Genomic DNA, 13,183 nt, shown 5'->3' with positions numbered 1-13,183 from the left:
GGTGGCCGTCCCGCCGAACGGCATCCCCGCCGACGCCACGACGATCACGCCGGAGATGGTGACGCTGGTCGACCTCACCGGCGAGGAGATCGATCGGATCGTCGCCGCCGTTCCGGGAGGGGCGGCCGACATCGCCGACATCTACCCGTTGGCCCCGCTGCAGGAGGGGATCCTCTTCCACTCCCTGATGGAGAGCGGGACCGCCAGGGACCCCTACATCCTGCCGATCGTGCTGGACTTCGACTCCCGGGCACGGGTGGAGGCGTTCTTCGCCGCGGTGCAGCGGGTCGTCGACCGGCATGACATCCTGCGGACCTCCTTCGCCTGGAAGGGGTTGCGCGAACCGGTCCAGGTGGTGGCGCGCCAGGCGACACTCGCCGTGCGGGAGGTGAGCCTCCCCGCAGAGACGGACCACGACATTTCGGAGACGGCGGACCGGTCGGAGACGGCGGACCGGTCGGAGCTGGCGGACCGGCTCCTCGCGGCCTGCCCGCCGGGCATGGACCTCTCCCGAGGCCCGTTGCTGCACGCCCATATGGCCAGGCAGCCTGGTGGGGACCGCTGGATCGTGGTCCTCCAGGTCCATCACCTGATCCAGGACCACACCGCGTTGGACGTGGTCATGGGTGAGGTGGCCGCGTTCCTCGACGGGCGGCAGGACACCCTGCCCGAGCCGCTGCCGTTCCGGGAGTTCGTCGGGCAGGCCAGGTCGAGGGTGTCCCCCCAGGAACACGAGGCGTTCTTCGCGGATCTGCTCGGCGATGTGAGCGAGCCGACCGCGCCGTACGGCCTGCTCGACGTGCTCGGGGACGGCCGTGGTGTGACCGAGGCGCGGACCCCGCTCGACGCAGGCCTCGCGCGGCGACTGAGGGAGCAGGCGCGACGCCTGGGTGTCAGCCCGGCGACGCTGTTCCACGTCGCCTGGGCGCGTGTCGTGTCAGCGACCTCGGGCCGGGACGACGTGGTCTTCGGCACGGTGCTGTTCGGCCGGATGAACGCCGGAACGGGCGCGGACCGGGTGCCGGGATTGTTCATGAACACCCTGCCCGTCCGGGTGAACGCGAGCGCCGGGGGCGTGCTGGAGGCGGTACGGGGGATGCAGCGGCAGCTCGCGGAGCTGCTGGTGCACGAGCACGCTCCGTTGGCGGTGGCGCAGCAGGCCGGCGGAGTTTCCGCTCAGAGCCCGCTGTTCACCTCGTTGTTCAACTACCGCCACAGCGAGGCCGCCGCTGCCGGCGCCACACTTGACGGTGTCCAGTTGCTCCAGGCGCACGAGCGCACCAACTACCCGGTCACCGTCAGCATCGACGACACCGGTGAGGGCTTTGTCGTGAAGGCTCAGACGGTCTCCCCGATCGATCCGCGCGCCCTTTCCTCGTTGGTGAGCACGGCGGCCGACGCCGTCGTGTCGGCGCTGGAGACGGCACCGTCGACCGCACTCGGCCAGGTCGGGGTGGTCCCGGCCGTCGAGCGGGAGCGGCTGCTGGTCGAGTGGAACGACACCGCGTGTGAGGTTGCTCCTGCGACGCTTCCCGGGCTGTTCGAGGCGCGGACTGCCCGGACTCCGGATGCGGACGCGGTCGTGTTCGAGGGAGTTCGGCTCACTTATGCGGAGCTGAACGCGCGGGCGAACCGGCTGGCGCGTGTCCTGGTGGCGCGTGGGGCGGGTCCGGAGCGGCGGGTGGCGGTCGTGATGGACCGCTCGTCGGATCTCGTCGCCACCCTGCTCGCCGTGGTCAAGGCGGGTGCGGCGTATGTGCCGATCGATCCGGAGTATCCGGCGGAGCGGGTGGCCGACATGCTGCGGGACGCGCGGCCGGCGCTGGTGGTGACCACCCGTCAGGCCGAGGACGTACTGCCGAAGGGCGTGACGCGGGTGGTGCTGGACGACCCCGCGACCGTGACCGAGCTGGGACAGCGGGCTGCCGGGGACCTGTCGGACGCCGACCGTGGCGGGGCACTGCTGCCCGCCCATCCGGCGTACGTCATCTACACCTCGGGGTCCACCGGGCGGCCCAAGGGCGTGGCGGTCCCGCACGCGGGTGTGGTGAACCGGCTGGCGTGGGCGGGGGACGTCCACCAGCTCACTCCGGGCGATCGGGTGGTGCAGAAGACGCCGTTCGGGTTCGACGTATCGGTGTGGGAGTTCTTCTGGCCCCTGCTCGGGGGCGCCACTCTCGTGATGGCCCGTCCGGGCGGGCACCGCGATCCTGGCTATCTGGCCGAGCTGATCCGGTCCGAGCAGGTGACCGTCGCCCACTTCGTGCCGTCGATGCTGGAAGTGTTCGTCGCGGCGGCCGAGGCGTCGCAGTGGACGATGCCGTCGCTGCGTGCGGTGATGGCCAGTGGCGAGGCCCTGTCGGCCGGGCTGCGGGACCGGTTCGTGGCCTCGTTCGGTGTTCCGCTGCACAACCTGTACGGGCCGACCGAAGCGTCCATCGAGGTCACCGCGTTCACCTGTGAGCCGGGAGCTGACACGGGCGGTGTCGTGCCCATCGGCCGCCCGGTCCGGAACACCCGGGTGTTCGTGCTGGACGCCGCGCTGCGGCCGGTACCGACCGGTGTGGCCGGGGAGCTGTACCTGGCCGGGGCCCAGCTGGCCCGGGGCTATCTCGACCGGCCCGGCCCGACCGCCGAGCGGTTCGTCGCCAACCCCTATGGCGGGCCGGGCGAGCGGATGTACCGCACCGGTGACCTGGCCCGGTGGACCACCGGGGGTGTGGTGGAGTACGTGGGCCGTACGGACGACCAGGTCAAGGTCCGCGGGTTCCGCATCGAGCTCGGCGAGGTCGAAGCCGCCCTGCTCACCCACCCGTCGGTGGGCCAGGCCGCGGTGGTGGTCCGGGAGGACCAGCCGGGCGACAAACGCCTCACCGGATACGTCGTTCCGGCGAGCGGTGCGGACGGCGGTGCGGACCTTGCGGAAGTCCGGGCCGGCCTGTCGGCCCTGTTGCCGGAGTACATGGTCCCGTCCGCGATCGTCCAACTGGTGGACGGATTGCCGCTGACGGTGAACGGCAAGCTCGACCGCAAGGCGCTGCCTGCCCCGGACCACTCCACCGAACACACCGGCAGGCAACCGGGGAACTCCCAGGAATACCTGCTCCGCGAGGTGTTCGCCGACGTCCTCGGCCTTCCTGCGGTCGGGGTGGACGACAACTTCTTCGACCTGGGTGGGCACTCGTTGCTCGCCGTGCGGCTGGTGGGTGAGATCCGCGACGCCACCGGCACGCAACTGTCCCTCGCGAGCGTGTTCCGGAACCCGACCGTGGCGGGCCTGGCGTCGCTGCTCGGCACCGGCACCGAGGAGGACCTCTTCCAGCCGGTGATGGCGCTGCGCGGGCACGGAGACCGGCCGCCGCTGTTCTGCCTGCCCCCCGCCAGCGGTGTGGGCCTGTCCTACATCGGTCTGGTGCGGCACCTGGACGCCGACCAACCCGTGTACGGACTGCAGGCTCCGGGCGTCACCCTCGCGCAGACGACCCCGTCCGACCTCGATGCGCTGGTCACCTGGTACGTCGACCACATCACGAGCGTCCAGCCGAGCGGCCCGTACCACCTGCTGGGCTGGTCCATGGGCGGCAACCTCGGGCACGCCGTCGCGGTACGGCTCCAGCAGGCCGGGCAGGAGGTCGCTCTTCTGGCCGTGATGGACGCCTACCCGGCGGACGCCGACGCCCCGCACGCGGAGGCGGACGACCACACCGTCATGGTTCAGCTCCTGCACGCTCTCGGGCACCCGGTGGACACCCCGGACCATCCGCTCACCGTGCCCGAGACCTTGAAGATCATCAAGGAGGAGTTCCCCGCCCTGAAGGAGCTCACCGAGGGGAACATCCGAGGGGTGATCCAGAACACCCGCGACAACTGGCGGATGGTCCGGCGCACCACGCCGGGACGCTTCGTCGGCGACATGCTCCACTTCCCCGCAACCGGGACGGAGATTTCCCAGGGGGAGGTCCTCCAGCGCTGGGCCCCGTACGTCACAGGGAGCCTGCACATCCATCCCGTGGCCTCCGCGCACCACCACATGACCCAGCCCGAGCCCCTACGTCAGGTGGGGACGGTGCTGGCTGCCGCCTTGGCGAGGCGTTCGCAGTGACGTCGGGGCCCACGCGTGAGATCGCGCGTGGGCCCCACAATCCGCCGGGACAGCACGGATCGGACGGCCTGGACGGGCTCAACTGCCTGTGCCTGTGCCGGCGCCACGTCCTCGCGGGCACCCGTGCACAAGCCCTCTACGAAACGGGGAGCCGCTCCCTCGGGCCAACGCCTTCCGCACCGAGGTGGGTGAACATGTCGGCGACCAGGGGCGCCGCCTGCTCCTCCAGGTAGAAGTGCCCGCCGGGAAAGGAGCGTGTGCCGAAGGCCGACCGGGTCACCGAGGACCAGGCATGCACCGAATCCCCGTCCAGCCTGTCGTCCTGGTCCCCGTAGTAGGCGTAGACGGGAACGTCCAAAGCCGGCGACGGGGCCGACGGCGTATAGCGCTCAAGGAGGCGGTAGTCGGCCCGCACCGTCGGCAGCAGCAGCTCCCGCAACTCCTTGTTGAGGAGGGCCTCCGCAGTCGTGCCGCTCATGGCGGCGAGATCCTGGACCAGCGTCTCATCGGTCGCGTCGGCGAGTCCCCGGGAACGGGTCTTGCCCGGCCCCGCTCTGCCGGAGACGAACAACGCCTCGGGCCCGACCGCGCCGGGTGCCGCCGCCAGGCGCACCGCGACCTCGTACGCCACGGAAGCGCCCATGCTGTGGCCGAAGAACGCCAGCGGACCGCTCGACAGGCTCGCGCAGGCATCCGCGAGCGACTCCGCCAGCTCCTCCATGCGTTCGACCGGCGGTTCGAAGATCCGGTCTTCACGCCCTGGGTACCGCACCGCCAGCACTTCCACGTTGTCGGGCACCAGGTGGGTCCAGGAGCGGAAGAAGCTTGCCGCACCCCCCGCGTGGGGGAAGCAGACGAGACGAAGGGCCGGAGCCCGGCCGCCTCGTATCAGCCGGAACCACTGGGAAGCCGATGTCCCATGGGGCATCGTGTTCATCACCGCTCTTCTCTGTTGTCGCTGCCGAACCGGCATGTTCTGCCCCGAGCGTTCGGGGGACGCGTCCGCGGCGACTCTGGCCGAACTGCCGTCGACCGATCCGGCGCGGTGCTGTGCAGCATTCTCACAGCCCGGCACGGCGGGACCCCACCCGCCTGGCATCGCCGGCACGGCTCCCGAGACGTGAAGGGAAGAGAGAGCCACCCGTACAGGTGGGCGGCCTCGCATCACGACCCGGCTGGTCGGACTGCCACGAAACCCCACCGGTACCCGCCCGAAAGGGTGGGTACCGCACCCTCGACGGAGATCGCTACGTTTCTCGAAGTCGGAGCGGCCCGCGGGAAGGGCAACGACGACCGCGGCTGCGTCCCACGTCTGCTTCTCGCGTCGCACGCCGCCTCGGCAATCCTCCATGACCACCGAACACCTCGACCACCGAACACCGACCACGGAACACCTCGACCACCGAACACCGACCACGGAACACCTCGACCACCGAACACCGACCACGGAACACCTCGACCACCGAACACCGACCACCACGAAGGAGACCCGGTGAAACGATCGGCTGTCTTAGGTCTGCGCTCCGCCGCCACGGCCCTTGCCGCAGCGGCGTGCCTCGTCGGAGGTGCCACGTCCGCCCAGGCGGACCCGGCCGGGGGCCGAACCGCCCCGAGCGGAATCAGCCGGCAGCTCGCCCCGACCGAGGTGAGAACGTTCACCGGCAGTGGGATGGGCACGTCACCGTCCCAGGCGGCGGACGGCGCCGCCCGGATGGCCTTCTCGATCGCCCAAGGGGCCGGCTGGCAGGCCAACCAGTGCCACGTCCGCGCCACCGATGTCCGATGGGTCGGCGGTGGCGTGTACTCCGCCGTCGCCAGCCTGTTCTGTCAGCGCTGAATCACACCCACCTCCAACGAACGGATACCGACATGAACTCGATACTCATCCGGGGCGGGGCCGCCATCGCTCTCGCGGCCGTCGCCGCCTTCGCACCGACCGTCGCCCACGCCGGCACACACGGCATACAGGAGACGATGACGTTCACCGGCTCCGGGTACGAGAACAGCCCGAAGGAGGCGAAGCGGGAAGCCGAGCAGATGGCCCGCCAAGGCGCGCTGATCAACGGCTTCCGCAACGAGCAGTGCGTGCTGCTCTACGCCAACTCCTACCGGCTCGCGCCCGGGTACTACTCGGCGAACGCCGCGATCAGCTGCACCCGCTGACCCGGCGAGCATTCCCTGTTGAGGCGAACCGGTGCGCCTCAACAGGACCCGTCCTCCTCCGTCGGCGGTCCGGGACCGATCCAGGGCTCACAGCCGGTCGAGTCCGTCCTCGCGGACCCTCAGAGCCAGATCGATCTTCGTGTACGCAGGTCTGCCCACCGCCCGGTACTTGGCCTTGACCTGGCCGAGGTAGTACTTGGCCGTGTTCGGGGTGACGCCGGCCCGCCGGGCCGCGGACTTGAGGGTCAGGCCGGAGGCGTAGTCCAACAGGATGCGCAGCTCCTTGGGGGCGAGCCTCGGCACGACAGGTGTGACGCCCGCCGTGTCGAGCCCGTCCCCGGAGGCGATCCCGCTCAGCCAGCCGGGCAGGTCGGCGGCGGTGAAGTCGTGGGTGAAGACCTCCGGAGGCCGGCCGCAGGAGTACACGTCGTCCCGTATGCCGCCGTGCCCGCGGAAACCGAGGCCCTGGACCAGGACTTGGTAGTGCGGGCTGGCAGTGGAGACGACCAGGCGCTCGCCCTGGACGGCCTGGCGCAGTACGTAGCGCAACAGGTGGGCACGCGCCGCTGTGCCGGCGCAGTGGGCGACGCCCAGAAACAGCCCTCCGGCGGTCAGCGCCCTGCTGTGCTGCTGGAGCAGCGGTTCCAGACCGTCCACCGTGTGCGCGCCGATCGGCATCAGATTGGCGAGGCCGATCGCCCGGCCGTCCCGGTCGCGCGCGAGGTGGAACGCGGAGATGTCGTCCGCGCCCCAGCGCTCGGTGAAGCGGTCGCAGCGGCGCGGGTCGAAGCCGCTGTCCAGGGCCCATTGGCGCATCAGCCGCCCGATGTCGTCGGCGTCTGCGGCGACGGCCGTGTGGAAGCCCACCGCGTGCTCGTCGGCCGGGAACAACTCCCGGCGCAGCAGCGGGTCGCCGGTGAGGAAGAGACCCTGGTCGGTGAGGTCTGCGCGCTCCTTGGGGTCGCGAGCACGATCGAGCAGGGTCAGGCGGTAGTCGCGGGCGCGCGTCCGGACGCTCTCGTGTGTCTCCGGTCGCCGCCACCGGTAGGCCAGTTCGAGGATCGTCCGGTACGGTTCCGTGATCCGAAGCCCGAGGGTGTCGCGGCTGACGATGCTGAGCGCGGCGAGCGAGGAGAAGCGGTCCGGGCCACCGGGCAGCAGCTCCTCGTCCCCGCATCCCACCGTGGCGAGGAGCCGCAGCGCGTGCCGCCACCGCCTGCCGGGCAACTCGCGGCCCAGCCGGTCCAGGATCACCTCGGAGAGCTGGTCGGCGACCGCGCCGGGGGACACCGCCGACACGCTGGAATCCAGGGCACGGCAGGCGGCGTCCGAGAGCAGCGGGATGCCGCCTGCCAGCCGGGCCACGAGCGCCCGCCCGTCGGCATCCTCGATTCCCGCGGCACGAGTGGGGAGTTGCCCGTCGCGGGCGGGTGCCATGGTGACGGCGACGGCTCCCGAGTACGCCCAACGAGGATGGACCAGGACCGGTCGGCGGCTGACGACGACCACGGTCGGGGGCTCGCCTTTGGCGTCATCGACCACGGTCGGGTGCGCGCCTTCGGCGTCATCGAGCACGGCGCGCAGTACGTTCAGGCGCCGTTGGCCGTCGGCGCTGTCGATCACCAGCATGCGCCGGGCGGGTTCAGCCAGAGCGCTGCGCAGCGCGACGAGCGCGTCGGGCCGGTCGAGGTCCACCGAGGCCGCGTCCTCCAGACGGGCCGCGAGCAACGACTTTCCCACTCCCAACGGGCCGGTCAGGTTGACCAGTCGGTGGTTGGCCACCGCCGCACGTAACTCCTCCAGCACCTGCGACGCTTCCTTCCCACCCTGCCCACAGACACGCTTCTGCCCCCGGGCCCCTCCCTGACGATGGACTGTACCGAGAGGCCCGCTCCCCTGAAAGGCGCCACAACGCCATTTCCGCGCACGCTGCTGATCACGTGCCGTCACCTGATCCGTGACCCAGGAGGCGAGGGCGCATTTCCGGCACGGGTTGCCTGGAGCGCAACGCAGCGCCCAGGCAACCTACTTGGAGCTCTAGAAGAACCCAAGCTTCTTCGGGCTGTAGGAGCAAAGAATGTTCTTGGTCTGCTGGTGATACACGGGTCAATGCCCTGTTGACCAGCCAAAAAGCCGTCCAGTGCGTCGTGTTGAGCAACGTCGGTCCGGGAATGGCCCGGAACTTGGCGCGCTGGCCGTGCGCCGCTTGCTGCGGATGTTCTTGCTTCCCACCTGGCACTACTTCCTGTGGAACCTCATGTCCCAGTCTCCAGGTGCCCACGATCGAGGGGACGCTTCACCCGTCGCTCCGCCGTCGAGAATGGACACTGTGGCGGCGGCGTACCTGGGGGTGTGGCGTGGGCAGGGGTGGCGGAGCGGTCGGCAGTAGATGCACCCCGCTGCCCCCCACACACCCGAGCTGCTGACCAGAGCTGTGGGAGAAATGCCGTTGGAGTGCTGAGGGGCAGTCCTGCGGTCATGCCGCCCGGCGGGTGCCGCGGCGCCAGATGGCGCGGGTGTTGAGGGTGTCGCTGATGTTGCTGACCGGGTCGCCGTCGACGAGCAGGAGGTCGGCGCGGAGTCCCTCGGCGATGCGGCCCCGGTCGCTGAGGCGGAAGCGGCGGGCTGTGGTCGCGGTGGCGGCGCGCAGGGCCCGTGCGGGCGTGAGGCCGGCCGCCACGAGGTACTGCAGTTCGTGGTGCAGGCTCGCTCCGTGTGCCAGGCCGCCGAAGAACGTCTCGGGCATGGACACGTCGGTGCCGGCCAGAACGTCGACGCCGGCGGCGTCCAGAGCGCGCACGGTCTCGTACACGTCGTCGAGCTTGCCCTGCGGGTAGCGGTTGTAGCTGGAGCGCAGGGTCTGGTCCCACTTGCTGTCGAGGCGTGCGGCGACCCGGGGGTCGTCGGCGAGGTCGCTGCCGGTGATGCCCATCATCGAGGCATTGAGCGTGATGCAGGGGATGACAAACATTCCCGCGTCCTTGATGACGCTGATGATCTCGGTGCTGTGCGGCTGGTCCATGAACACGTGCGTGAGGCCGTCGATGCCGGCTTCGGCGGCCATCCTGGTGGCATCCACGGTCAGCGCGTGGGCCACGGCGAGGGCTCCGTACTTCTTGGCTTCGGCCACACCGGCGTTCAAGGTGGCCTGGTCGAGCGCGGGCAGCCCGGGGTGCCCCTCCACGCTGCCGTCGTCGATCATGAACTTGATGAAGTCGGACCCGCGGCCAAGCAGCTGGGGCACGAAGGCGGCTGCTTCCTCGGGCGTGGTGGAGAACGGCATCAGGGGCATCACCGGGGGGAGATCCCACTTCGGCCGGAACCCCTCCGGCATCAACTCGCTCGGGTGACCACCGGGCGGGGTAATGGCAAAGCCGGAAGAGCGCACGTCAGCCACGGTGTCGTCGTCGGTGATGAGGCCCCGGTTCTCCCGGGTGTTCATCCCCTGCATCTCCAGTTCGGTCGTCACCCCGAACCGCAGGGCGAGCGCCAGAGAGCCCGGAGCGGAGTGAACGTGGGCGTCGATGAGTCCAGGCAGCAGGGTGGCGCCGCTGCCGTCGACGATCTCGCTGCCCTGAGGAGCGTCGCCCCCGACACGGGCGATCCTCCCGCCGTCGATGACGACGGTCTGCGTGCCTACCGCCTTCTCTCCGTCGAAGATCTGCGCGTTGGTGATCGCGGTGAGTGCCATGTCGGTCCGCCTCGTGTCGTCGCTCGTTCTGGATTTACATACCTAAAGCTATGCACTTACCTCCTGGTATGCAAATGTGCGGGCTGGGCCTAGACTCGGCCGCATGAGCAGCGCGTCTTCTCCCGAGCAACCGTCCGACGACCTGGCGCTGGACCAGATCGGCCCGGCGCTGTCACGTCTGCGACGACGCGCACCGGCATCCGGCAAGGACCTCTCCCGCAACCTCGTGCTCAATGTGATCGCCGATGCGCCGGGCGAGACGACCGTCGGTGGCCTCGCCTCCGAGATGGGCGTCGCCCAGCCGGTGGCCAGCCGGACCGTCGCCGCCTGCATAGAGGAGGGGCTGCTGCGCCGGGCGGCATCCCAGTCCGACGGACGTCGCACCGTACTCGAACTCACCGAGCACGGCGAGGCCGAACGCAACCGCTTCGCCTCTGAACAGCGGAAGGCGTTCCAGGAGATCACTGTTGCCTGGTCGTCGGAGGAGCAGATCCAGTTCGCACGCCTCTTGGCCCGATACGGAGCTGACGCCACCGCCTGGTCCAGAAGACAGGCCGCAAGCCGCGACTGACCGAGCAGCGTCCCGACGCCGAATCATGGTCCGGGGCGCAGGCGTCGATCGCGGAGACGGACGATCTTAGGACGGGATTGGCGCGGAGCGGCACTGCAGGGTGGTGCGGGCCCGGGGAGAGCTGGACCTGCTGGCGGCCCAGGACATCGGGATAGATCTACGCGGCTTTCTGGGCACGGCAGGGAACGGGTTCCTGGTCGTGGACCTGGAGCGGGTGACGTTCAAGGACTGCTCCGCGCGGCACGGGCTGTGCGGGTCCCAGCAGCAGAATGCGGAGTTCGGCGGGTGGACGCGCCTGGTCTATGACCAGGGTCTTCGCCTTGGCCAACACCCCGGGGCAGCCCGAGCTGCGGGGGGACCGGAACCACCGGCGGATGTGCGGGGGAGAAGGACTCCAGGTGCACGCTGGTCATCCGCTGGCGCAACTCCCGCAAGTGCGCAATGGCCGCGTCACGCTCCGCCTCCTGCTGGGCCCGCTCCGCCTGCCGGCGGCCCCGTTCCAGCTGCGCGCTTGAAGGCGCGGCGGCCCGCGGACGTGAACCGGAGCGACTCGTACTAGTCCGGCGCCCGCTGCCCAGCGCGCTGGAGGCATAGAGCGGGCCCGTCCCGGACGAGAGAGTGGTCCGACCGCCGCCCACACTCACCCTGGCCATCCTGGGCCCGATGGAGATGCGTACCCCTCTGGTCGAGACGCGCACGCTCAAGCCGGGTACCCCGACGCGGAATCCGAAGCCCATGGGCCTTCCCGTCACAGGCGCCGAGTCTGTCAGTACCCGACCTTCGTCGCTCGGGAATCGTGGCACTGCACGGGACATACAGGCAGATCGGCCCCACCTGAGCGGTCTCATCGGTGACAGCGAAATCCGCACCCGTGAGGGTGAGTTCGAGGAAGGATTTCAGTTTCTGTACCCGAGTTCTTACCAGGGTGGTGGTTCTTCGCCCCGGCACGCCGGCCGGAGGCTGCCGACGCCGCAGTTGTCGGGGATGCGCGATCCTTGGCGGCATGGACCATGTCGCCCGCAGTTTTCCTCCCGGTTCGATCATCGCCCCTCCGCTTCCGCCGCTGTCCGGGACTGAGCCATTCGCGGGCCTGGATGACACGGTCCTGGACTTCTGGCGCTTCGCGATGTCCGATCTGCGGACGAACACTGTGCGCGGTTACCTGGCGGAGTTCCTCGTTGCCCGAGCGGTGGGTGCAAGTGCGAACCGAGTGGAATGGGATGCCTATGACGTCCTGAGCCCTGACGGGGTCAAGATCGAGGTCAAGGCGGGCGGCTACGTCCAGGCGTGGAGTCAGACACGAGCCAGTAAGGACCCCCGCTGGGACATTCCGCAAACCGTTCCCACGGATCCGAGCGCCCGCGAAGCCCACCCGCCACAGACTCACGAATTCCAGGCCGACGTCTATGTCTTCGCCCTGCATGGCGCCCGCACTCACGACCAGTACGACGCTCTGGACCTGGGCCAGTGGAGATTCCACGTCCTCAGCCGAACCGAGGTCATGGCACTGCCCCGCGGCAGCAAGGGTCACGCCCTGGCCACTCTGCGGCGCGTCCGCGACATCTGCGCCCCCGTCGGATTCAAGACGCTCGCCGACGAGATCTGCAAAGCAAACCGACCGCGCCACGGACCTGATGCACTTCCCCTGGGCAACGGTCTGGATACAGCAGTGGGCCATCGGTAATGTCGAGTACAAGCGGGGCGTCGACCCGGGGGTATCAATCAGGGTCTGTACTACCTTGCCTGGCTCGTCGCCCACCGTGCTGAATTCCAGTTCGTCGCCCGCTCCTGTCCCGGCGCGGAGGATGCAGCTCAGGTGCAGCGGACGACGCCGAGGGTGGCCACACGAGGTACGACCTCCATACCGTGCGCGAGCACAGACACCCCGTCGACCTGGTCAGCCATCGGCTGCTCGGCGAGAACATGCTCTCGTTGGAGACCGTGGCGTTGGAGGCCGGCCGCATGGTGGGGGCGCAGCGCCGGACATCGACCGAGCGGGTGACCGTCCTCACGACTGCTGTGCGCGACGCCATGGCGGAGCTGCGCGCCTGGTCTTGAGAGAGGGCGGCGACCCCGAGCACAGACTCGTCAACGTTGCTTTCAATCAGGCGTTTGGGAGTAGTGCCTCGGAGCCGCCGTGGCCCGTGACTGGCCCGAGGAGGAGTGCTCTGAGGGCTGAATGTTGACGCAAGGTGCGTTTGTTATTTCAGAGAGTGACTGCCGTGTGAGGTTGCCTGGAGCGCAACGCAGCGCCCAGGCAACCCACTTGGAGCTCTAGAAGAACCCAAGCTTCGTCGGGCTGTAAGAGCAAAGAATGTTCTTCGTCTGCTGGTAGTGGTCCAGCATCATCTTGTGCGTCTCGCGGCCCATGCCCGACTGCTTGTAGCCGCCGAAGGCGGCGTGCGCGGGGTAGCTGTGGTAGTTGTTCACCCAGACACGGCCCGCCTGGATCGCGCGGCCCGCCCGGTACGCGGTGTTCATGTCGCGGGTCCACACGCCCGCGCCGAGGCCGTACAGCGTGTCGTTGGCCGTGCCGATCGCGTCGTCGAAGTCGGAGAAGGACGTGACCGCGACGACCGGGCCGAAGATCTCTTCCTGGAAGACGCGCATCCGGTTGTCGCCCTCGAAGATCGTCGGCTGGACGTAGTAGCCGCCC

11 protein-coding genes are annotated in these 13,183 nt (G+C 69.4%); 7 read left to right on the top strand and 4 right to left on the bottom strand.

The window, feature by feature from the left end; translation table 11 throughout:
• The coding region (locus ACWGIG_RS29030; RefSeq protein WP_453324653.1) for an amino acid adenylation domain-containing protein at positions 1–4,102 on the top strand (4,102 nt) is incomplete at its 5' end.
• Between the two features lie 136 nt (positions 4,103–4,238).
• Here the strand turns inward: ACWGIG_RS29030 and ACWGIG_RS29025 are convergent.
• On the bottom strand, positions 4,239–5,039 hold the full coding sequence (locus ACWGIG_RS29025; protein ID WP_453324652.1) for a thioesterase II family protein: 801 nt from the start codon (positions 5,037–5,039) through the stop codon (positions 4,239–4,241).
• Between the two features lie 412 nt (positions 5,040–5,451).
• Between ACWGIG_RS29025 and ACWGIG_RS29020 the strand changes: the two genes are divergently transcribed.
• Genes ACWGIG_RS29020 through ACWGIG_RS29010 form a run of 3 tightly spaced genes read left to right on the top strand, consistent with a single transcriptional unit; the run spans position 5,452 to position 6,265 of the window.
• Positions 5,452–5,598, top strand: a complete 147-nt coding sequence (locus tag ACWGIG_RS29020; protein ID WP_453324651.1) for a hypothetical protein — start codon at positions 5,452–5,454, stop codon at positions 5,596–5,598.
• Positions 5,595–5,939, top strand: coding sequence for a hypothetical protein (locus ACWGIG_RS29015; RefSeq protein WP_453324650.1), 345 nt, complete (start codon positions 5,595–5,597; stop codon positions 5,937–5,939). Before ACWGIG_RS29020 ends, ACWGIG_RS29015 begins: the two co-directional genes overlap by 4 nt.
• Before the next feature lie 32 nt (positions 5,940–5,971).
• Positions 5,972–6,265 (top strand): hypothetical protein, encoded by a 294-nt coding sequence (locus ACWGIG_RS29010; protein ID WP_453324649.1) that lies wholly within the window; start codon positions 5,972–5,974, stop codon positions 6,263–6,265.
• An 87-nt stretch (positions 6,266–6,352) separates the two neighbouring features.
• Here the strand turns inward: ACWGIG_RS29010 and ACWGIG_RS29005 are convergent, their stop codons facing one another.
• The gene (locus tag ACWGIG_RS29005) at positions 6,353–8,071 is read right to left on the bottom strand and encodes a hypothetical protein (protein ID WP_453324648.1); all 1,719 of its coding nucleotides are present in this window, start codon (positions 8,069–8,071) and stop codon (positions 6,353–6,355) included.
• A 670-nt stretch (positions 8,072–8,741) separates the two neighbouring features.
• Entirely contained in the window at positions 8,742–9,956 is a 1,215-nt protein-coding gene (locus ACWGIG_RS29000; protein WP_453324647.1) for an amidohydrolase family protein, read from the bottom strand.
• A gap of 103 nt (positions 9,957–10,059) precedes the next feature.
• Between ACWGIG_RS29000 and ACWGIG_RS28995 the strand changes: the two genes are divergently transcribed.
• The 3 genes from ACWGIG_RS28995 to ACWGIG_RS28985 all read left to right on the top strand — a co-directional run bounded on the left by ACWGIG_RS28995 (position 10,060) and on the right by ACWGIG_RS28985 (position 12,585).
• Positions 10,060–10,527 carry a MarR family winged helix-turn-helix transcriptional regulator gene (locus ACWGIG_RS28995; protein WP_453324646.1) on the top strand — a complete coding sequence of 156 codons (468 nt, stop codon included), beginning with the start codon at positions 10,060–10,062 and terminating at the stop codon, positions 10,525–10,527.
• 1,003 nt (positions 10,528–11,530) lie between these two features.
• The gene (locus ACWGIG_RS28990; RefSeq protein WP_453324645.1) at positions 11,531–12,211 is read left to right on the top strand and encodes a hypothetical protein; all 681 of its coding nucleotides are present in this window, start codon (positions 11,531–11,533) and stop codon (positions 12,209–12,211) included.
• A 182-nt stretch (positions 12,212–12,393) separates the two neighbouring features.
• Positions 12,394–12,585 (top strand): hypothetical protein, encoded by a 192-nt coding sequence (locus ACWGIG_RS28985; RefSeq protein WP_453324644.1) that lies wholly within the window; start codon positions 12,394–12,396, stop codon positions 12,583–12,585.
• A 216-nt stretch (positions 12,586–12,801) separates the two neighbouring features.
• On the opposite strand, the gene ACWGIG_RS28980 is transcribed toward ACWGIG_RS28985, so the two are convergent.
• A partial coding sequence (locus ACWGIG_RS28980; RefSeq protein ID WP_453324643.1) for an aldehyde dehydrogenase family protein occupies positions 12,802–13,183 on the bottom strand: 382 nt, incomplete at its 5' end.

This window comes from Streptomyces sp. NPDC054863 (genome assembly GCF_053610825.1).
This window is presented reverse-complemented; position numbering and strand designations above follow the sequence as displayed.

Bases quoted from the DNA above. Each gene is read 5' to 3' on its own strand.
- ACWGIG_RS29025 (WP_453324652.1), bottom strand. From the start codon at position 5,039: ATGAACACGATGCCCCATGGGACATCGGCTTCCCAGTGGTTCCGGCTG.
- ACWGIG_RS29020 (WP_453324651.1), top strand. From the start codon at position 5,452: ATGACCACCGAACACCTCGACCACCGAACACCGACCACGGAACACCTC.
- ACWGIG_RS29010 (WP_453324649.1), top strand. From the start codon at position 5,972: ATGAACTCGATACTCATCCGGGGCGGGGCCGCCATCGCTCTCGCGGCC.
- ACWGIG_RS29000 (WP_453324647.1), bottom strand. From the start codon at position 9,956: ATGGCACTCACCGCGATCACCAACGCGCAGATCTTCGACGGAGAGAAG.
- ACWGIG_RS28995 (WP_453324646.1), top strand. From the start codon at position 10,060: ATGAGCAGCGCGTCTTCTCCCGAGCAACCGTCCGACGACCTGGCGCTG.
- ACWGIG_RS28990 (WP_453324645.1), top strand. From the start codon at position 11,531: ATGGACCATGTCGCCCGCAGTTTTCCTCCCGGTTCGATCATCGCCCCT.